We start from the raw sequence: 20267 nt of genomic DNA, 5'->3' as shown, positions 1-20267 counted from the left end.
ATCTTAGACGTGAGGCCTATGTTGAAGCTGCCGAAAAGATAATTCTTGTACGGCGTTTTTTTATGCAGCAGGACTTATAACTCCGTTTTCATATCTTACTTCAATCAACTCCTCGCAGCTGATGCCGTTTGTGCTTATCCAGTTTTCAACTTCGTTCTTTTTTATATTTTGAAAAAAACAGGCAAAGCCGCAGCCGGCTTTTAAAAATGAAGGTATGGGAATAAGCCTTGCATTTATAGGGTTTGTCTTTATAATTGAGTCGCATTGAATAGCAGCTGTTGTAGTTGCAAAGGTAATTATATAATTCATTTTAATTTTTTCCTTTCTGAAACAACTTCCAAAAAGGCTTCAAGCCTTGTTGCAAATTGTCCTGCATCTTCTTGGGAATAATCCGACTCTATGTGAATATAGGGAAGGCCCTTTTGCATAATGTGTTTTCCGATTGTGTGAGCTTCAAGGTTGAAGGTGTGGCAGGCAACCAAGGTGCATTCGATTACCGCATCGGCCTTATAGTGATCTATAAGATAGTCCAAATCTTTAAGTCTTCCGGGGTTAGGGCTCATAACGGAGCAGTTTGTTTTAAGATATTTTTCGGCAATAGCTTCAATTGGGTCTCTTGCAGGATCTTCATCTACAAATTCCATGTGAGTGCGCAGACCTGAGCAGCTGTCATAGCCTACTATAACAGCCCCGAGTTCTTCAATCTTTGCTAATATTTTCTCTTTTACCCCGCCTAGGGGACAGCCTGTCACTAAGATTCGCGGACGCTCATCCCTTGTACCTTTTAAATTCTTCTCCCAATACTCTTTTAATTCTTTTGTACGTTTAACTATTTCTTCATTTTTTTTCTGTATATCGTATTGAAAACCGAAGGCTTCTTTTACATTAAACTGTTCTAAGCCTGATACCGGAGAAGGGTCTAGGGCTGAAAGTTCAAAGAAATTTACAAGATTTCTTCTTTCCTGATTGCAGTCCTTTATAGCCTGCCTTAAATCGTCTTCGGTTATTGTTATGTTATAAAATTCTTCGATTCTTTCCTTTAGCTTTTTTACCTCATCGGCCCAAAAAGGATAAGCCTTGGGATCAAGGTTATTTTGAGGCAGATGCATTACATGGGTGGGCTTTATATCGTTTAAAAGTTCGAACATCTTTTTTTTGCCGTCACAGGTGGTTTCTCCCACAATAAAGTCCGAAAAATAAAAAAACGGACAAGTGTCGGTTATGGCATGTCCGTAAGAAGCCTTTATAAGAGGACAGAGGTTTTTAGGTAAATCTCTCTCGGCTGCACTTATGGGTTTTTCACTTGTTGCACATAAAGAAACGGGAACGGCTCCTGCTGCATATACAAGTTCGGTAGGCACATAAGAGCAGTAAAGACCGATAACCTTGCCGCCTGCATCTTTTAAATTTTTTAAAGCTAAAAATTTTTTCTGTTGAGCTTCAGCCAAGCTGTCAAATCCTTTAGGCAGATTGTTCATAATCATTCTCCAAAAATAGTTTAGATTTAATTACTCTATATTTATTATAATATGTTAGTATTTATTAAAAAAAATTACAAGTAGGTGAGAAAATATGTAGTTGGGAAAAATAGCAGAACACCTCTAAAAAACTTCATTTTTTAGAGGCTGCATTTAACATTTTTTGTCTTTATCGTATAACTTTGCTTTTTTGCATTCTAATCTATTAAATATGATATTGCAAAATAGTCAATAGATCTATTTTACTTTTACATTAAAAGCTGCTTTGAGTCGATTTTTTTCTAAATTACGGCCTATGACTATAACCTTGGATTCGGGCATCTTATTACAAAGGCTAACATTATATTGTTTGTTGACCACATCAAATTTAGTCCATTGTCCGCCTATAGATACATAACCTTTTACCCTGTAAACCGTTCCCAAAAAACCTTGCATAAGGGCAACAAGTAATTCCAATAATTCGTTTACACTATTTATTTTAATATCGGTGAGTCCTACGTTTTCCAAGCCGTGCTTATTAACGGGTATAAGCGGCTGAGCTGCTTTATTTTTATTGTATAAGTTTTCAAAGAATTTTTTCCACCACTCCGGTTTTTGAGCATTATAAGGTTCAGAAGTAATTTGAGCTTTAGGGTTTAATTCTTTTAAAATTGTAATAATACGATTGAGCTCGTTTCCTGAAGTGTTTTCCGTCTTCGAAAGAATGATATGCGGAGCGTTTTTAATTTGGTCTGTATATAAGTCTCCGAATTCTTTTAAATAATTGTCAACACAATGAACATCCACAATGGTTATAGGTTCCAAAAGCCGTATACGTTCATATTCTATTTTAGAAATATTATGTATTACTGCACTTAAAAGTCCGACTCCTGTGGGTTCAACTACCAAATAGTCGAGGTCTGTAGTATTTGCAATAGTTAAAATTGAAGAAGCAAAATCCGATTGCAGAGAGCAACAAATACAGCCCTCAGTTAATTCCCAAACTTTTAATCTATCTTGTTTTAAAATATTTCCGTCGATTCCCGTTATGCCGTACTCATTTTCCATTACGGCAAAATTTTTTTTTGATTTTTCCGCGAGTTTTTGAATAAAAGTTGTTTTACCTGCTCCTAGAAAACCTGATATAACTAAAATTTTCATATAATTTTATTCCCATTTTTTAAGCATCTCATTTATTTTGTGTTAAAAAAGGCTGCCCGCCTTTTGCTTGGCAGCCTTTTAATAAAAATTCAAGAATTGTTTTAGATAATAACTACAGGTTTTATAAGATCTGCCGGTTTATCTTTCATAAGGTAAAGAGCTTTTTCAACATTTTCAAAGCCTTGGAATTTATGTGTGATGAGCTTTGAAAGGTCGAGTTTACCAACCGATACAAGGCTGCTCAGTTTTTCCATGCGCAGCCTTCCTCCGGGCATCAAACCTCCGTTAATTTGCTTGTGTCCCATACCGACACCCCATTCAACACGGGGAATTTTAATGGATACACCGGAACCAAGATAATTTACATTTCCTATCTTGCCGCCGGGTTTAAGGGCTTTTACGGCTTCTGCAAACGTATCAACGGTACCTCCGGCAATTATTACTTTATCCACTCCTTTGCCGTGTGTGAGATCATTGATTTGTGTATCAATGGGTCCGTTTTTGTAGCTGATAATATCAGTTGCACCATAAAATTTTGCAGCTTCGATGCAAGCAGGGCGTGTGCCTACTGCATAGATGCGGGATGCTCCTCTCAAAGCGGCACCGGCAACAGACATAAGTCCTACTGGGCCTATGCCGATAATAAGTACGGAATCTCCGTATTGTATATCAGCCAATTCGGCTCCGTGAAAGCCTGTAGGTACCATATCTGAGAGCATCGGGGCATGCTCAATTTTAACTCCGTCAGGGATGATGGCAAGATTGCCGTCGGCATCATTTACATGAAAATACTCGCCGAATACGCCGTCTTTGAAATTTGAAAACTTCCAACCCGCAAGCATCCCTCCGGAGTGCATTGAATATCCGTTTTGTGCTTCCAACGAATTCCAATCGGGAGTAATGGCAGGAACAAGGACCTTGTCGCCGGGTTTAAAGTCTTTTACGAGGGATCCAACTTCAACAATCTCCCCGCAGCCCTCATGCCCTAAAATCATGTTATGCCGCTCACCTATAGCTCCCTCCCAAACGGTGTGTACGTCAGAAGTACACGGAGCAAGTGCAAGGGGCTTACAAATTGCATCAAGAGGGCCGCAGACAGGAGTTTCTTTTTCAATCCATCCGGTTTCCCCCATCTTAATCATTGCAAAACCTTTCATAGAGGCCTCCTATTAAAATATTTATAGATAATTTATTATCTATAAATAAAGATATAATAAAATTTTATTTTTGTCAATATATTTATATTTTTTTATCGATAATAAAGTAACCAAAATATAAAATTTTAAAACATTGCTTCTTATAAAATAATCTCGTTTTTTATTGCATCTTTAGAATATTTTTGTTTGTAGTATTTTTCAGATAATATACCCGGTAAAATTACCGTTTGATAATAGGTTGTTTTTCTACTAAAGAAGTCTTTTTTATCTGTGATTTTATTTTCTCGTATGTATAGCATAAAACTGAACATTGAGGTAATTATTATATGGTATGCTATATTTGCAGTAATATGCGGATTAAGCTGAGCCTTTTGCTGCATTTCTGAAAGTTCATCAAGTACCGAACGGTAAAGCTGCTTTGCATGCCCTCTAAAATAAAATTTATACAATACGTCTTCGGGTACCTTAAGCCAGGAAGAACTGAAGTCTATTTCTTCCTGTGTCAAAATTTCATTCAAATCAAGCGGTTCTGTCGGATAAAAAAAAGAAGCATTCCGCCTTTTTTCCTCTTCAAAAATTTTTTTTTCTATTTCAGAGAAGAAGAATAGGTACATTTCCGCTTTATCATCAAAATATTTATAAAAACTTCCTATTGATATATCCATTTCTTTTACCAAATTCCTTATCGAAATAGATTCATAATCTTTTTTTATAAACATATTATATATAATTTTGCGAAATTTATTTTTTCGTTCATCGGGTAATTTTAAAAAGGTGTATTTAGGCATTTTTTTGAATTTCTCCAATAATTTTATATTCGTTTCACCTAGCTAACATTGTATAATAATTTAGAAAAAAAAGCAATATTTTTAAAATTTTTTGTTGACAGGTATTTAAAACCGTGATATACTTTACTTAAAGTGAACGTGTTCACTATGCATTATAGGAATTTGATTGTTTTAAGATTTTTTTATGAGCAGGGGGCTTAATGAAAAATTATATTTTAAAAAGAAGTTTTTCCGCTTTTATTACGATTATTGTTGTTTTTACAATTAATTTTATCATTATCAATATTGCTCCCGGCAATCCCATTAAGACTATGATGGGAAAAGAAACCGATAATATTGAACAAACTAAAGCTCTTGAAGAAAAATACGGCTTAAACAAGCCCCTATATGAGCAATATTTCAGATACTTAAAAAATATGTCAACAGGAGATTTAGGAATTTCAATTATATACAATAAACCCGTTTCAAAAATGATTTTAGATAAAATAGGGCCAACAATTCTTCTTGTATTTACCGCAGCTGTTATATCGCTTTTTCTTGGTACTGCTATGGGAATAGTAGCTGCCCGGAAAGAAGGCGGATTTATTGATGTAAGCTTATCGGGTATAAACTATGTTCTAAACGCTTTACCGTCTTTTTGGCTGGCATTAATGCTGATTATTTTATTTTCTACAAAATTAAAATGGCTGCCGACATTCGGAATGACCGATCCCAGAGCAGATTATTCCGGAATTAAATATGTAAAAGATGTGATTATCCACTTAATTTTACCTATAACAACTTTAGTCTTGATAGAGCTTCCGTTGTATTTCCGAATTGCGAAGTCTTCGGTTCTACAGGTAACAAATGAAGATTTTATTATGACATTAAGAGCTGCGGGTATGAATGAAAAAAAGATTTTTAGAAAATATATTTTTAAAAATGCAATTTTACCTACAATTACCGTTTTCGGCATATCGTTGGCATATTTAATTACAGGTGTAGCTCTTATTGAAATTGTTTTTGCATGGCCGGGAACGGGAAGGCTTGTATTAAATGCCATTAATCAAAGAGATTATCCCGTTTTAATGGGTATTTATCTCATTATGAGCATTGCAATTGCCGTTATGATGATGGTTGTAGATATTGTGTATGCAATAGTAGATCCCAGAATCAGGTACTAAGGGGATGAATTATGAAAATCGAAAAAATACGAGAACTTTGTAAAGCTGCTTATTCCGACAAGCAAATGAGGCTGGGACTTATCTGCCTTTTAATATTGCTGATAATAATATCGTTTGCTCCTCAAATTGCAAATTTTAATCCCTATGAATACGGGAATGATATTCTATCCGGCTTAGGAAAAAACGGACATATTTTAGGAACCAACCATATGGGGCAAGACGTTTTTAGTATGATTATTTACGGCACAGCGACATCATTAAAAGTTGCTATCATTTCAGCCTTAATATCGGGGATATTAGGTGTAATAATCGGAGGGATAGCAGGGTTTTTTGGAGGCAAGGTAGATCAAATAATATCCGAATGTATAAATATTTTTATGATGCTCCCCACCTTCTTTTTGATTCTATTGATTATAGCTCTTTTTGGGAGCAGCATTTATAACGTCATGGTAGTTATCGGAATAACAACATGGCCGAGTAATGCAAAATTAATGCGGGCTCAAGCCCTTTCAATACGCGAACGCACATATGTTAAGTCGGCAAAAGCTCTCGGAGAAAACAACAGACAAATTTTATTTAAATATATTATTCCTAACGGCATTTTTCCTGTGATTGCAAATACTACGGTAGGAATGTCCAATGCTATTTTAACGGAAGCGGGGCTTTCTTTTTTAGGATTGGGAGATCCGAATATTATCTCTTGGGGACAAATGATATATCAGGGAAAGCCGTATATCACAACTGCATGGTGGATATCGACATTTGCAGGGATAGGGATCGTAGTAACGGTAACTACATTTTATCTTTTAGGTGACGGATTAAATCACATCCTAAACCCGAAAAACATATCAAGCGGAGGCAGGTAAACATGGGAACCGTTTTAAATGTAGAAAAAATAAACATCACATATAGAAACAAACATAAAAGCGTGTATGCGGTAAAAGATATTTCGTTTATGCTGAATCAAGGAGACTCGCTGGGAATTGTAGGTGAATCCGGTTCCGGCAAGTCTACATTAGCTATGGGGCTTTTAAAGTTATTACCCGCCCGCAGTACAGCTATTACAGGACGCGTCGAATTCGATAAAAAAAATTTATTGGAATTAACCGACAGGCAATATAACGAACTGCGATGGAAAGAAATCTCTGTCGTGTTTCAAAAATCAATGAATGCATTAAGTCCTGTACATAGAATCAGCGTACAAATAGAAGATATTTACCGCGTACATTATCCGGACGCTCCGTCCCAGAAAATTAAAGAGAGGGCCTTGTATTTATTTTCACTGGTTAATCTTTCCAGCCGTGTTTATAATTTATATCCTCATGAGCTAAGCGGCGGAATGCTGCAGCGCATATCGATTGCAATCAGTCTATTGTTTTCGCCTAAACTCTTAATTTTAGATGAAGCTACGACGGCTCTGGACACGGTTACACAGGGACAAATATTGGATGAAATAGTTAAGCTCGAAGCCGAAATGAATATGACCCGTATTATGATTACTCATGATATAAGTGTTGTTTCGCAATCATGTAATAAAGTAGGGATTATGTATGCAGGAGAATTAATGGAAATAGGAGCGACGGAAACCGTTTTAAAATATCCGAAACATCCTTATACCAAAGCACTTATAGAATCCTTTCCCTCCTTGTACGGAGAAAAAAAACCGCTTAAATCTATAGAAGGCTTTATTCCCGATTTATCGCAGCAATACAAAGGATGCATTTTTGCTCCGCGTTGTAAGAATGCAATGGATATATGCAAATCCCATAAACCTCAGAAAAGTGAATTTAAAGACGGGGATGTGTATTGTCATCTTTACAAGGAGGCGGCAAAGTGAAAGAATTTATCAGTATTCAAAATATAAAAAAATTTTATCCGGTAAAAAAAGGAAAATCATTATTTACAAAGAGCCGTTCATTTGTTAAAGCCCTTGATAATATCAACTTAGAATTAAAACAAGGTGAAATTTTGGGTTTAATCGGCGAAAGCGGCTGCGGAAAATCTACATTAGGAAGAATATTAAGCCGGTTGGAAGAACCGACGGACGGTGATGTATATATAGACGGACTTTCAACAAAACAGATAATGAAAAGCGACTCTAAAGGTTTTAGAAGATTAGTGCAAATTATATTTCAAAACCCGTATGATTCCTTTACACCGAAAAATACCATAGAAGAAATATTATTGCGTCCGTTAAAAATACACAATATTGCAGAAAATGATTCTGAAAGAAAAAAGATTCTCATAACGGAATTGGAAAACGGAGGCTTACATCCTGCTGCCGATTTTTTAAAACGGTATCCACATCAATTATCGGGCGGCCAATTACAAAGAATTTCGATTATACGCGCAATGCTATTAAAACCGCAATTTATAATTGCCGATGAACCCGTTTCAATGCTGGATGTATCGGTTAGGGCAGATATTATAAATATACTTCTTAATTTAAAAAAGCAATATAATGCAACTATTGTCTTTATCAGCCATGATATAAGTTTAACTCGGTATATTTCGGATAAAATTGCCGTTATGTACTTAGGGCGAATTGTAGAATATGGAGATGCCGATGATATAATAAAAAATCCCAAACATCCGTATACAAAAGTTTTAATATCAAACTGCGGTTCGTCCGACCCTACGGAAAAAACCGAAAAAATTTTTATACAAGGAGAGCCGCCAACTCCGATTGACCCGAAAGATATGTGTTATTTTGCACCGAGGTGTTTTATGGCGACGGATGAATGTTTCGGTTCTTATCCGGATACTAAAAAATTGTATGAAGGGCACATTGCTGCTTGTCATAAATTATAAACAATAGGAGAGAAGAAAATGAAAAAAAGAATTGCAATGCTGCTTATGGCAGCGGTCTTGACGGTTACTGTATTGGTAATTTCATGCAGTAAGGATGAGGCAGAAATGGGAACCGGTGGAAAAACAACGGAAAAAACTACCCTCATTGTAGGAGCAGGCGGCGATCCGATGAGTTGGAATCCGGACAGCTTGCCCGATGACAACGGGTATCCGATTTTCCAAAATATATTCAATCGGTTGGTCAAATTGGACGCATCAAAAAATATTATACCCGATTTAGCCGAATCGTGGGATATTTCACCCGATGGAAAAGAGATAACGTTTTATCTTCACACGGCTGAATGGCATGACGGAAAGCCTGTAACGGCCGATGATGTAAAATACACATTTGATTATATTGCAAAGAAAAATACGTACTTGTTATATTCACGGCTTCAAATTATTGACGAAATAGTTGTAAAAGACAGTAAGACGGTTGTGTTTAAATTAAAAGTCCCTGATGTATCGCTTGTGGCAAATCTCGGTTGGTATGCGTCATTTGTTCTCCCGAAGCATATTTTTGATAACGGACAGGAATGGGAAGATAATATTGCAGCCAAAGAAAAGCCGATAGGTTCGGGGCCCTTTAAACTCTTAAAATTTAAACAAGGGGAATCGGTTACACTTGAAGCAAATAAAAACTATTTTATGGGAGCCCCGAAAATAGACAATGTAATTTTTACAATAATTCCCGATAGTGCTACAGCAGTACAAGCACTCGTAAACGGAGAAATAGATGTATTGGAAAATGTACCGGCAGCAAATAATAGAGAACTTTTAGCAAATCCTCAGCTTAGACTGGTATTCAATGAATATCCGTCGCCGATGAGAATTATCTTTAATATGCGGAATGAAAAAGTTAAGGATGTAAATTTAAGAAGGGCGATTGCAAGTGCAATAAATAAAAAAGAAATTTCCGATAAAATTTTCGACGGAGTACAAAAGCCTGAATATGCTATGTATCCTCAATTTATAAAATGGGTAAGCAATACGGAAAATGTATCTCCTCAATTTAACATTGATGCCGCAAGAAAAATTTTACAGGATGCCGGATACAAGGCCGATAAAGACGGATTTTTTGTACGCGGTTTGCAAATAGAAGTTTTTGAGGGTGGAGGATATCCCGATGCTGCAAAATTAATGCAGGCAACACTTGCAAAAGCCGGTATTGAATTAAAGGTAAACGTATCTGAATATAATGCATGGTCGGATAAAGTAGGGGCAAATAGAGATTTTATACTGGAACTACAAGGCGGCTTTATGGGGCCTGATCCGGCAGCTCTTTATTCCAGATATGGTACTGATGAATCAAACAATTGGAGCGGGTATTCCAATATAAAGTTTGATGAGCTATGTAAAAAAGGCTTGACTGTAGGTGATAAAGAAGAACGAGCTGCAATTTATAAAGAAGCCCAAAAAATTTTAGCCGAAGATTTACCTTTTATTCCCATAGTAGGGTTTGCATCCTACGATGCAAATTCAGTGAATTTTAAAAATTTACCTATAGACGGAACAGGAAAATGGGGTTGGCAAGAATATACATTTACTGAAAAAGTGAAATAATAGGGAAGGGTAATAAAGTGAATAAAATATTTGAAGATGTTATTAACCGGGTTCCCGATTATAAAGAGTTTATGACCGTCGATGAAATGAATTCGGCAAGTAAGGCCCTTGCAAAAAAATATCCCGATATAGTTGAGGAATTTGAATTCGGGACGACCAGAGACGGTGATAAGATCATAGGTTTAAAAATAGGAAAAGGAAGGCAAAATGCTCTTGTTTTCGGCCTCCCTCATCCGAATGAACCCATCGGCACTATGATGTTGGATTATTTTACAAAAGAATTGGCTGAAAATAAAAAATTGCGCGATGAACTGGATTACACGTGGTATATTGTAAAAGCTTGGGATTCCGACGGAACCAGACTGAACGAGGGCTGGTTTAAGGGTCCGTTTACACTTTATAACTACGCAAGAAATTTTTTTAGGCCTGCCGGACATCAGCAAGTGGATTGGACATTCCCGATAGAGTACAAGGAATTAAAATTTACCGATTCTATTCCTGAAACTGTTGCAATGATGCATCTAATCGATAAAATTAAACCACGATTCATTTATTCGCTTCATAATGCAGGATTTGGAGGGGTATACTGGTATTTATCACGTGACATTCCGAAAGTATATGCAGACTTAAAAGAAGCGGCAAAAAAACAAAATGTACCGCTAAATTTGGGAGAACCTGAAGCCCCCTACTGCCAAGCCTTTGCTCCAGCAATTTATAAAGAACTCGGCATTCGTGATAATTACGACTACTTGGAAAAATACGGTGTAAAAGATATTCCAAAAGCAATCGGGGTCGGAACATGCAGCGCAGACTATGCCGGGGAAAAGTATAAGTCTTTTACAATGCTGACTGAACTTCCGTATTTTTATAGCGAAAAGATTATTGACCTATCGGACAGCGGAGAAAACCGAGGTGAGATAGTGAGAAAATCTTTAGAAGAAAACAGGGAAAGCGAAGCGTTCATTTTAGATTCTTTAAAAAAGACAAGAAAGTATATGGCAAAAAATAATCCGTTTTTACTTGCCTTGGATGCTTTTACAGGAAGACAGGATGATTATGATGCTGCCGTTAAGATGACTTACGAAGATGAGAATTACAGTAAAAAGAATGCTACGGTTGCAGAAAAATTTGATAATGAATGGATTAAAAAATTTTACAAAATGCTGTCCTTCGGTCTTTTAACAAGAGCCAATGAAACTGAACTTTTTAAAATGAAAAAGAACAGAGAGGAAGATAAAGAAAAAGAAAAAGCTTTATCCAATGAATTTAGCGCGGCGGAAAAGAAACTCCATGTATTAAGCGACGAATTGGAAGCCAATATTAAATACAGTGTTGTTCCCATCAAAAAGCTTGTATCCATACAATTGGAATGCGGCTTGCTCGTTGCTGAATATTTAAAAAACGTATAGGTAAAAATATTTGAGAGGACTGTCCAAAAGCTGCTTTGTTATTGCTTTTAGGCAGCCCTTTCATCGTCAGATAGTTTTTTCTTCACTCTCTTTTTTTATTTTAAAACATTCCATACAGTTTAAAAAGTCTTTGATGTGGCTTGCGTAATTTATTTTTTTGTTCCATACAAGATAGATGTCGCGGTATTGATGCGGAATGTCATCGAGCTCAAAAGCTATAAGTTCTTTATGCTTTACCATGTCTGCAACGGCTATCTTCGATATAAAAGATGTTCCTAGGCCTTCTGCCGTTAATTGTTTTAGTACTTCCGTGTCGTTTATCGAAGCACTTATATTTATAGAATTTAAATCTATCTTTTGTGATTTTAAAATCAGCTCCATATTTTGTTTAACGGCGGAACCTGTTTCTCTCATAATAAAGGGTTCTTGGGCAATACGTTTAAAGCTGGGATTGGATTTTTTTAGCTTTTGGTAATAGGAATTATTTGCACTGATAAACACAAATTCATCTTTATAAATGGGAAGAAACTCACAGTTTTCATCTTCGACCTGCATACCCACAATGCCGATATCGACGGTATTTGCAGAAACTTTTTTGATTGTTTCAAGGCTGTTTTTTTCTTCAATCTTTATATAAATATCCGGATGCTTTTTTTTAAATTCTTTTATTATTGAAGGCAGAAGATAGCCCGCAGGAATGGTTGAAGCTCCTATAGTTATAACCTTCCTTTCAGGATATATAAATTTTTCTATCAGCTTATCCCTATCGGCTAAAATTTTTTTTGCTTCATCATACAGTTTTTGCCCAGCCGCAGTTAGTTTTAATTCCCGCGTCGAACGCAAAAAAAGAGGAGTGTCAAGTTCCTCCTCCAACTGTTTTAAGGTAAGACTTACAGTAGGTTGAGATATGTTTAACTCGCTTGCCGTAGTCGAGAAACTTAAATTTTCTACAAGTTTGATAAATATTTCAAGCTGTTTAAATTCCATAAAAAGCTCCTTCAATTTTAATCTTTCGAATTTATTTTACGTTCATTACAAAGACTCCGCTCCATCGCGGTTTCGGCGGAGAAACTTGATAATGGGCAACTCTTCTTAAAAAGACCTTGGAGGGCGCATCGTTATATTTTTCTGAACATTCTGAAAAATACTTTTCAGCCTGCTTCCATTTTCTTTTTCGATAATAGGACAGTCCCGCTTCAAATAATTGTTTTATATCGTAAAGTTTTTCTGTTGTAAGTTTTTCGGTCGGCTGAAGGATTTCATAAATACGGACGGCCTCTGTTTTTCCCTTGACGGCGATAAAATCAAGCTCCCTGCAAATAAAATCATCGCTTAAATTTTGATACACCGCTTCGGAAATAATCGACTTTGAACCGTATTCTTTGTTGGCTCCTTCAAGGCGGGCTGCAAGGTTTACGGTATCCCCTATAGATGTAAAATCTTTTCTTGTTTTTGAACCTACAGGCCCGAATACTACAGGCCCCGAATTTATACCGATACCGATTGAAATTGCTGCTGTGCCCTCTTGTGCTGCTGCTTTTTGCTCCCGCCTCATAGCCTTACGAATTTCCATAGCGGCATTACATGCATTGATTTCTTTTTTAGGCCCTGAGAAAAAAGCCATAATTTCATCGCCGACATATTTATCCACATCTCCGCCGTTTTCAAAAATGATTTTTGTTTCGATGCTAAGATACCGGTTTAATATGGAAATAACCTCTCTAGGCTGCATATTTTCACACATGCTTGTAAAGCCTCTTATGTCGGTAAACAAAAAACATAAATCTCTGGAGGAGCTTTTATTCGAAATGTTTTTTTCTGCATTTTGGATAGTATGAAAAGACACATAAGGTAAAATTCCTCGGATAAGCGAGATGATATTTTTTAGCTCTATTGAAAGCGTTTTTATTTCGTCATGGGTTTTGATATTTTCTTCAAAAATGAGCCGATCTGCTTCGATTGCCCTATTACTCGAAATCATTCCGCTTAAAATATTCGCCGTTTTTCGTATATTTCCGCATAAAAATATGACCGGATTTGCAATAAAATCCGCTAAAAAAAGAACAATTAAGATAGAAGCATAGAAAAATACTGCCGAAATGGAAAACACAAAGACCTTTGCCTGAAAATAAGGCCGGTCTAAGATTTCTTTAAGGTATGTAACAACGGAAAAGCCTACAAGTCTCTGACCATCCTTACGGGCAAAGGTTACAGGATAGATATAAAGGCAGGTTCCTTTTGCCTCATTGTAAATAGGGGTACTAACGGTGGACTCGTTTTTGCAATGTTTTATGTAAATGGCTGCATTCTCAGGACTTATACTTTTTTCTTCATCGGGTATAAACCTTACTTGACCGGCAGCTGTAGTATAAGAAAAAACATCAAATACCGGCAGCTCGGTCGATTCATCTATTTCTTCAAGAAAAACAGGCTGTTTATTGCTCGTAGTTATTATATCAACCCTTTGGAAAGGAAAAGGAGAAGAGGAGTTCGTTTTTTTTATTCCTTCAAGGAAGGCATTGATTTTAGCGTGAAGGCCGTCCGAAAAACTGTATATGGCCGCAACCTGCTCAGCCTGATTTTTACCTGTTGTATTTACATTTTGAGTCAGGAGCATATTATAGTTTCGTAAATCCGTGTAGATAAATGTCGAAAGAATTACCAATATGGTAAAAATAATAACTATTGTTATCTTGATTTTTATGTGAGATTTTTTTTGTCTGTTTTTGAAATTATTTATGGATTGTTTTAATACTTTGTTTAAAAACAAGGAGTCTTCCTGAATGGGCTCGGCTATGTTTTTTTGGGATTTTTCTTTTTGTTTTTTTAATTTATCATCTATCTTCTTTTTTAAAATTTTTTCCTGTTCTTCCTTTTCTTGCAGCAGTCTTTTATATTCCATATATGATTCGTTTTGCCGTTTTATGGAAATTATGCCGTGTGCAATCAAAAAAGCGTGAAAGATTATGGCAATAAAGAATGCAAAATATGTCAAAGGACTAAGCGAATAAAACCATCTGGGCGTGTTTGCAAATAGATTCATCCCCGAAATTGAGGCTGCAAGATAAAAACTTATAGGAATTAAAGCCGAAAAATAAACGACTTTTGACGGTATTTTCTTTTGAAAAATAGATATAAACACGATTGCAAATGCTATCGGCAATGAAAATAATAAAAAGCTGCTCACATAAAAGAAGTTTACTCCCTTATGTGTAAAGCCCGAAAACAATACCGTCAGCGGGTAAAGGTTTATCGCCCTTTGTGAGGTATTAAACAAATCCATTTTACTCATGCTAAATGGAAAAAGCATAAGCAAAGTAATAATTATAATAGACGCTATTTTTAACGTATTAGGATGAATATAGATTTTTTTTATCTGTTTGAGGCAGTCATTTAAATATTTTGTCATAGATAATAGTTTACATACTAAAAGTTTTTTGTCAATACAATGATTTAGAGGTGATTTAGGGGAGGCCGCCCTTTTTGGGAGAAAGGTGCTTCAACTTGAAACTTCGTTGGTTATACCCATATGCCCCCTCCTTTCGTCGAAATTCCATCTGCAAACTCTTCATACAATAATTATAAACGAGAAAAGACCGTACTCTTCAAAAATAGGCTAATCTATGCTATAATACAAATAGTTAGGAGGCTAATGTGAGTACTTCAAACAGAAAATACAAAGACTCTGTGTTTGTCGACCGTCAAAGACTGTACATCCGTGTACAGTCTTTGACTTCGAGTTTTGAGCAAAGCTCAAAACATCGTAATGCCGGAACCCCCGCCATCCGTGGCGGTTATATAGTATGAGCACTTTTGCAAATAGGCGGAGCAGATGCAAGGAGTTAGGCAAAAAAGTACCGCAGGCGTATCGGGTATACGTCGAGGACACTTTTTTGCCGTGCGACACAGCAGATGCCCGCATATTTGCAAAAGAAAATTTCTTGTCGCTTTATAACGCCTTGCATGGTACAAATCTTCCGCTTTCGTCTCCGGTCGAAAATATAAGGCTTGAAAATGTTATGTATATGAACATAATAAACGACGTTTCCTGCCTTGTAGACGGTAAAATAATTGTGCTCGCAGAACACCAATCTACGATAAACGAAAATATGCCGTTACGCTTTTTAGAATACATTGCAAGGCTCTATGAAAAACTGCAAGCACCGACAGACAAGTATTTAAGAAAGCTGTCAAAAATACCTACACCTGAATTTTATGTTTTTTATAATGGCAAGGAAGACTATCCTGAAACTACAGTTCTAAAACTTTCGGATGCATTTATAACAAAGCCCGAACACGCTCCGCTGGAACTGACGGTACAAGTGCTCAATATCAACACGGACAAAGCAAACAAAGTTTTAACAGCCTGCAAACCGCTAGAAGAATACAGTCTTTTTGTAGAAGAGGTAAGAAAACAAACCCAGCTGGACTCAGAAAATGGTTTTACCAATGCGGTAAAGATATGCATAGAAAAAGGAATCTTAAGAGAATATTTAATGAGAAAATCACGGGAGGTAATAAATATGTTAGTAGCAGAATATGATTATGATACCGATATAGCCGTACAACGAGCTGAAGAAAGACAAATAGCTTTTGCCGAAGGAATTGAGCAAGGCATTGAACAGGGGATTGAACAAGGAATTGAAAGAGGCATTGAACAAGGTTTTTTCAACGGCTCATATCAAAAAGCCCTTGAAACGGCAAGATTGATGAAAGATATGAATTATCCGATTAACGATATTTGTACAATATCGGGTCTTTCCGTTGAAGAGATACAAGCTCTATAATAACAATTTTTTTGCAAAGAAGCGGAGTAGAGGAAAACAAGGGCGTTCTTCAGGATTTATTGGAATGTATACCGGATATTCCTGCTGAAAGCATCGTTGGCTTAAAGCTTCCGGACAAGCAGTTTCATAAGGAACTTTTAAGTGAAAAGCGCTTAATGTTATTATGATAATGGTAATACACTTTGGGTTCGTACCGAAAAGCCTTAGAGGATGCAGGCAATTTAAAACAGCTTGGTGTTTCAATTGATATTATCGCTAAAGCCGCCGGTCTTACCAAAGAAGAGATGGAAAGTATTTGAAGCCGCGGTTTTTGTTCTTAATAGGCCGTAAAATTTAAAAAAATCGGGAAGAATTTATAAAAAGAGCGGTTTTTATGTAACTTTTTTGTTTTTTGACTTGACAAATTATGTTTGACTATTGTATAATTGTCATAAACGAATAACAAGGAGGAATTTTTTATGAAAAAAATTCTGTCAATTTTGATGATTTTGGTACTCGTGGGCGGAGTTGCTTTTGCCCAGGTAGAGCCTGAAGTAAGAGGTAGTGCCACATTAAGTTGGGGTATTGACTTTGGCGCCGGTTCTGAAACCGATTATACCAAAGGCGGTGCTGACAATCATGCCGTTGCTACACATGGTTTTTATAACTCTAACAATTTTCAGATTAGGCTTCCTTTCTTCAAGCGACAATCTTTTGCAGGCGGAAGTGCTAACAAAGAGGCTGATGTTTACGCAGATGTTTCTTTCAAGGCTATTCCGGTAGCAACAGGCTGGACAGCCGCTGGCGGTGCTGCATCTGTAAAAGCTGCCTTACATTTCTATGGTGCCTATATGACCGTTTATGGCCAACCTAGTTTTGAGGCTGATAAGGCATTAGGATGGAATCCTATAAACTGGGATCCTAATACTAATGACTTAAACGGATGGTTCAATCCTGCCTTTACCGGCTTTGGAACAAAAATCGGCTATAAAAATGCAGGTCTTATGAACTTGGATGTCGCTCTTAAACTTGCATCAAACGGAAGCTGGAAGCAAGACGGCTCAGATGGTACTAAACCTTGGGATGGAACTAGCGGTAATAAACGACGCGAAAAAGACAGTAAATATGCATTCGGTTTAGATTTTTCTATGCAGCCTGTTGAAAAGTACCTCGGTGTAGAAGCAACTGTAAATGCTACTCTCGGAAGACTTTCCAATAAAGCAACTTTAAATAACCCCGGTGATTATGGTTACAACGCTGGTATTACCCCTACTAACGTAGGCGGTGAAAAAGGGGAATCCGGTATGGTAAACTTCGGTGTTGCATTTACATCCGAACCCATCGAAAAGTTGACGGTTAAACTCGGTTTTGACGGAGTTACAGGTGTAACCTATACAGATGAAGGCAAAACTAAAGAGACTCTCGGTTGGGATGCAGGTTTAAGTGTAGGTTATAAATGGGTAGACGCCGCATTGTATTTTGCCGGAACAGGTACTAAATACCAAGGCTATAATATCGCCGGTGATGACCCCACAAAGTTTAAGAATCATGGTATTAATATGGCCGCACACTTGGCCTTTGTATCCGAAGCTGAAGGAGATACTAACTTAGTACCGGGCTTGGCTTTCCATGCTACAGTAAACGCTTATGACCTTTTAGCAAAACGAAGTACTCAGGATATGGACAAAAGTCTTAGACAAGCCCTTGCAGTACTTCTTAATGCAGGACCTACTGCAACGATACCCATTATTCCAGGTCTAACCACAGCCACAACCACCTATGCGGACCTTTTGGAATTAGCTTTAAGAAGTAAGTATGCTCAATTACCCATGGGCTTTAATTTAGGTGCTTCATATAAGTACAGTATGACTGATGTTATGTGGGTACAGCCTTATGCCGAGTTCTATGCAGAAACCAATCATTTTGCACAGCATGCCGATACTTATGCCTCTGATCCTGACAAAGTGATTGATAAGCTCTATTTAGGTATGGCTTATGAGATCGGTGTAAAATTCCAACCCATCGAAAAAGTTGAAGTTAAAGCTAGTTGGGAACATGGTAAGCTTAACGAGAATAAATATGAAGCCGGTTTTAATGGCGGTGACTACATGATTGGAACTCCTATTAATAACAAGAGCCACAATGGTACCTTTGTATTAAGTCTTAAACTTACTTACTAATCTATACCTAGTATAGTTTAAAACCCGCCGTAAGGCGGGTTTTTTGTGTTCTATTTTAAAAACTAAACGGTTCATATTTTGTTACTTTTAAACCCTTTAAACAAATGCCTATCTATGCTATAATATGCATGAGGAGCTTTAAAATGGACTTTGATTTATCACGAAAAATTCCCATAGGTATACAAAGTTTTGAAAAGATGAGGAATGATAGGTATTTGTATGTAGATAAAACCAAATATGTGTATAATCTTGTACGTACTTCTTCCCCATACTTTTTAAGCCGTCCCCGCAGGTTCGGCAAAAGCCTCTTTCTTTCGACACTCAAAGCCTACTTTTTAGGCCAAAAGGAGCTTTTTAAGGATTTATATATTGAAAAAGCTGAAGAAAAAAGAGCCGAAATAGAAAAGACGGATGCTTGGGTAGAATATCCTGTCCTTTACATGGATTTTAATACAAAATATTATAAGGACCAAGAGGCTCTTTTTACAATTATCAATTTACACTTAAATGATTGGGAAAGGCTTTATAATCTTACAAAGACTTCAGGAGACATTGAAGATAGGTTTAAAACCGTAATTTTAGCCTTATACCAAAAGACCGGTAAGCAGGTAGTTATTCTTGTAGACGAATATGATAAGCCCCTGTTACAGACTATGGGAGTAAATGAAGCACTAAACGAAGAATACCGTAACACCCTAAAGGCCTTTTATTCTGTGATAAAAACTTGCGACCAATATATCCGCTTTGCCTTTTTAACCGGTGTAACAAAGTTCAGTAAGGTAAGCATCTTCAGCGATTTAAACAACTTAAAAGATATAAGTATGCTGAATTACTATGCCGAAGTCTGCGGTCTAACTCAAGACGAGATAGAAAATACCTTTAAGCCTGAAATAGAAAGGTTAGCAGGTAACACCAAGAATAGCTATGATAAAATGATAGAAGAGCTAAAAAAGAGGTATGACGGATATAAGTTCAGTGTTTTAGGGGAATCCGTTTATAATCCTTTTAGTATCTTAAGCACCCTCGACTCAGGAGAATTAAAAAACTATTGGTTTGCCACGGGCACACCGACTTTTTTAGTAAATTACTTAAAAGATGCTCATTATAATGTACCTAACTTAGACGGTAATATAGAATTAAATGAAGCAGGTATAGAATTATATAGAGCAGATGCAAAAAATCCCTTGCCGATACTTTTTCAATCGGGATATTTAACGATAAAAGAATACATAGAAGAAGGTAATCTATATAGGTTAGGTTTTCCTAATGATGAGGTACGCTACGGGTTTTTAGAAAATCTTTTGCCGGCCTATTGTTCACTTAGACCTGATGAGACAGGAGTTTCAATATGGGAGTTTGTAGAAGATGTAAGGGCGGGAAAGGTAGATGAGTTTATGGAGAGGATGCAGGCGATAATAGCGGGAGTGCCTTATGATAACTTACCTAAGGATAAACTTAAACTTAGGGAGCAAAATTATCAGACTGCCGTTTACTTAATCTTTAAATTAATGGGACAATTTGTGCAGACTGAAATATACTGTTTAAAGGGCAGGGCTGACTGTATAGTGCAAACAAAGGATTCTATCTACATCTTTGAGTTTAAACTAATGAGTGCAGGCAGTGCCGAAGATGCGATAGCTCAAATAAAAGAGAAGGGCTATGCGGATCAATTTAAGACTATGGGTAAAAAGATAATCCTTATAGGTTCGAGCTTTGATGAAGAGGAGCGGACTATCGGAGATTGGAAGACGGAAGAGCTTTAAACAATAAGGA

The 20267-nt window shown here is 36.7% G+C and carries 17 protein-coding genes; 10 read left to right on the top strand and 7 right to left on the bottom strand.

Going from position 1 to position 20267, the window contains the following annotated elements; all coding sequences use genetic code 11:
* Nucleotides 1-60 precede the first annotated feature (60 nt).
* From E4N74_RS10740 to E4N74_RS10720, 5 genes are all read right to left on the bottom strand, one after another.
* On the bottom strand, nucleotides 61-309 hold the full coding sequence (locus E4N74_RS10740; protein WP_255817634.1) for a putative Se/S carrier protein: 249 nt from the start codon (nucleotides 307-309) through the stop codon (nucleotides 61-63).
* Nucleotides 306-1478: a double-cubane-cluster-containing anaerobic reductase gene (locus tag E4N74_RS10735; RefSeq protein WP_044978090.1), complete on the bottom strand. Its 1173-nt coding sequence runs from the start codon at nucleotides 1476-1478 to the stop codon at nucleotides 306-308. Before E4N74_RS10735 ends, E4N74_RS10740 begins: the two co-directional genes overlap by 4 nt.
* 237 nt (nucleotides 1479-1715) lie before the next feature.
* Nucleotides 1716-2618 (bottom strand): CobW family GTP-binding protein, encoded by a 903-nt coding sequence (locus tag E4N74_RS10730; protein ID WP_255817633.1) that lies wholly within the window; start codon nucleotides 2616-2618, stop codon nucleotides 1716-1718.
* 101 nt (nucleotides 2619-2719) lie between these two features.
* A complete protein-coding gene (locus E4N74_RS10725; protein ID WP_044978086.1) occupies nucleotides 2720-3775 on the bottom strand; it encodes an NAD(P)-dependent alcohol dehydrogenase in 1056 nt (351 codons plus the stop codon).
* A 140-nt stretch (nucleotides 3776-3915) separates the two neighbouring features.
* Entirely contained in the window at nucleotides 3916-4563 is a 648-nt protein-coding gene (locus E4N74_RS10720) for a TetR/AcrR family transcriptional regulator (protein ID WP_044978085.1), read from the bottom strand.
* A gap of 200 nt (nucleotides 4564-4763) precedes the next feature.
* On the opposite strand from E4N74_RS10720, the gene E4N74_RS10715 reads away from it, so the two are divergent.
* Genes E4N74_RS10715 through E4N74_RS10690 form a run of 6 tightly spaced genes read left to right on the top strand, consistent with a single transcriptional unit; the run spans nucleotide 4764 to nucleotide 11548 of the window.
* A complete protein-coding gene (locus E4N74_RS10715) occupies nucleotides 4764-5726 on the top strand; it encodes an ABC transporter permease (RefSeq protein ID WP_044978084.1) in 963 nt (320 codons plus the stop codon).
* Nucleotides 5727-5737: 11 nt separating this feature from the next.
* Nucleotides 5738-6592: an ABC transporter permease gene (locus tag E4N74_RS10710; RefSeq protein ID WP_002676751.1), complete on the top strand. Its 855-nt coding sequence runs from the start codon at nucleotides 5738-5740 to the stop codon at nucleotides 6590-6592.
* Between the two features lie 2 nt (nucleotides 6593-6594).
* Complete coding sequence (locus E4N74_RS10705) at nucleotides 6595-7563, top strand: ABC transporter ATP-binding protein (protein ID WP_255817626.1); 969 nt, start codon at nucleotides 6595-6597, stop codon at nucleotides 7561-7563.
* On the top strand, nucleotides 7560-8537 hold the full coding sequence (locus E4N74_RS10700; protein ID WP_255817624.1) for an oligopeptide/dipeptide ABC transporter ATP-binding protein: 978 nt from the start codon (nucleotides 7560-7562) through the stop codon (nucleotides 8535-8537). The genes E4N74_RS10705 and E4N74_RS10700 overlap by 4 nt, the downstream gene beginning before the upstream one ends.
* An 18-nt stretch (nucleotides 8538-8555) precedes the next feature.
* Nucleotides 8556-10139, top strand: a complete 1584-nt coding sequence (locus tag E4N74_RS10695) for an ABC transporter substrate-binding protein (protein ID WP_044978080.1) — start codon at nucleotides 8556-8558, stop codon at nucleotides 10137-10139.
* A gap of 17 nt (nucleotides 10140-10156) precedes the next feature.
* Nucleotides 10157-11548: a M14 family zinc carboxypeptidase gene (locus E4N74_RS10690; protein WP_255817608.1), complete on the top strand. Its 1392-nt coding sequence runs from the start codon at nucleotides 10157-10159 to the stop codon at nucleotides 11546-11548.
* 66 nt (nucleotides 11549-11614) lie between these two features.
* Here E4N74_RS10690 and E4N74_RS10685 read toward each other — a convergent pair whose 3' ends face one another.
* Nucleotides 11615-12535: a selenium metabolism-associated LysR family transcriptional regulator gene (locus E4N74_RS10685; RefSeq protein ID WP_044978076.1), complete on the bottom strand. Its 921-nt coding sequence runs from the start codon at nucleotides 12533-12535 to the stop codon at nucleotides 11615-11617.
* Nucleotides 12536-12566: 31 nt separating this feature from the next.
* The gene (locus tag E4N74_RS10680; protein WP_044978074.1) at nucleotides 12567-14957 is read right to left on the bottom strand and encodes an adenylate/guanylate cyclase domain-containing protein; all 2391 of its coding nucleotides are present in this window, start codon (nucleotides 14955-14957) and stop codon (nucleotides 12567-12569) included.
* A 245-nt stretch (nucleotides 14958-15202) separates the two neighbouring features.
* On the opposite strand from E4N74_RS10680, the gene E4N74_RS10675 reads away from it, so the two are divergent.
* The 4 genes from E4N74_RS10675 (at nucleotide 15203) to E4N74_RS10655 (ending at nucleotide 20257) form a co-directional block, all read left to right on the top strand.
* Nucleotides 15203-15355 carry a hypothetical protein gene (locus E4N74_RS10675; RefSeq protein ID WP_010696575.1) on the top strand — a complete coding sequence of 51 codons (153 nt, stop codon included), beginning with the start codon at nucleotides 15203-15205 and terminating at the stop codon, nucleotides 15353-15355.
* An 86-nt stretch (nucleotides 15356-15441) separates the two neighbouring features.
* Nucleotides 15442-16335 carry an Rpn family recombination-promoting nuclease/putative transposase gene (locus tag E4N74_RS10670; protein WP_255819332.1) on the top strand — a complete coding sequence of 298 codons (894 nt, stop codon included), beginning with the start codon at nucleotides 15442-15444 and terminating at the stop codon, nucleotides 16333-16335.
* A 458-nt stretch (nucleotides 16336-16793) separates the two neighbouring features.
* Nucleotides 16794-18494: a major outer sheath protein Msp gene (gene msp / locus E4N74_RS10660; protein WP_255817606.1), complete on the top strand. Its 1701-nt coding sequence runs from the start codon at nucleotides 16794-16796 to the stop codon at nucleotides 18492-18494.
* Between the two features lie 143 nt (nucleotides 18495-18637).
* Complete coding sequence (locus E4N74_RS10655; RefSeq protein WP_255817604.1) at nucleotides 18638-20257, top strand: ATP-binding protein; 1620 nt, start codon at nucleotides 18638-18640, stop codon at nucleotides 20255-20257.
* Nucleotides 20258-20267 lie beyond the last annotated feature (10 nt).

Source organism: Treponema putidum (assembly GCF_024401155.1).
Classification (GTDB): Bacteria; Spirochaetota; Spirochaetia; order Treponematales; family Treponemataceae; genus Treponema_B; species Treponema_B putidum.
The sequence above is the reverse complement of the archived record's forward strand: the minus strand, read 5'-3'. Positions and strand labels throughout refer to the sequence as shown.

Coding starts and splice junctions, on each gene's coding strand:
- E4N74_RS10740 (WP_255817634.1), bottom strand. CDS start 309: ATGAATTATATAATTACCTTTGCAACTACAACAGCTGCTATTCAATGC.
- E4N74_RS10735 (WP_044978090.1), bottom strand. CDS start 1,478: ATGAACAATCTGCCTAAAGGATTTGACAGCTTGGCTGAAGCTCAACAG.
- E4N74_RS10730 (WP_255817633.1), bottom strand. CDS start 2,618: ATGAAAATTTTAGTTATATCAGGTTTTCTAGGAGCAGGTAAAACAACT.
- E4N74_RS10725 (WP_044978086.1), bottom strand. CDS start 3,775: ATGAAAGGTTTTGCAATGATTAAGATGGGGGAAACCGGATGGATTGAA.
- E4N74_RS10720 (WP_044978085.1), bottom strand. CDS start 4,563: ATGCCTAAATACACCTTTTTAAAATTACCCGATGAACGAAAAAATAAA.
- E4N74_RS10715 (WP_044978084.1), top strand. CDS start 4,764: ATGAAAAATTATATTTTAAAAAGAAGTTTTTCCGCTTTTATTACGATT.
- E4N74_RS10710 (WP_002676751.1), top strand. CDS start 5,738: ATGAAAATCGAAAAAATACGAGAACTTTGTAAAGCTGCTTATTCCGAC.
- E4N74_RS10705 (WP_255817626.1), top strand. CDS start 6,595: ATGGGAACCGTTTTAAATGTAGAAAAAATAAACATCACATATAGAAAC.
- E4N74_RS10695 (WP_044978080.1), top strand. CDS start 8,556: ATGAAAAAAAGAATTGCAATGCTGCTTATGGCAGCGGTCTTGACGGTT.
- E4N74_RS10685 (WP_044978076.1), bottom strand. CDS start 12,535: ATGGAATTTAAACAGCTTGAAATATTTATCAAACTTGTAGAAAATTTA.
- E4N74_RS10680 (WP_044978074.1), bottom strand. CDS start 14,957: ATGACAAAATATTTAAATGACTGCCTCAAACAGATAAAAAAAATCTAT.
- msp (WP_255817606.1), top strand. CDS start 16,794: ATGAAAAAAATTCTGTCAATTTTGATGATTTTGGTACTCGTGGGCGGA.
- E4N74_RS10655 (WP_255817604.1), top strand. CDS start 18,638: ATGGACTTTGATTTATCACGAAAAATTCCCATAGGTATACAAAGTTTT.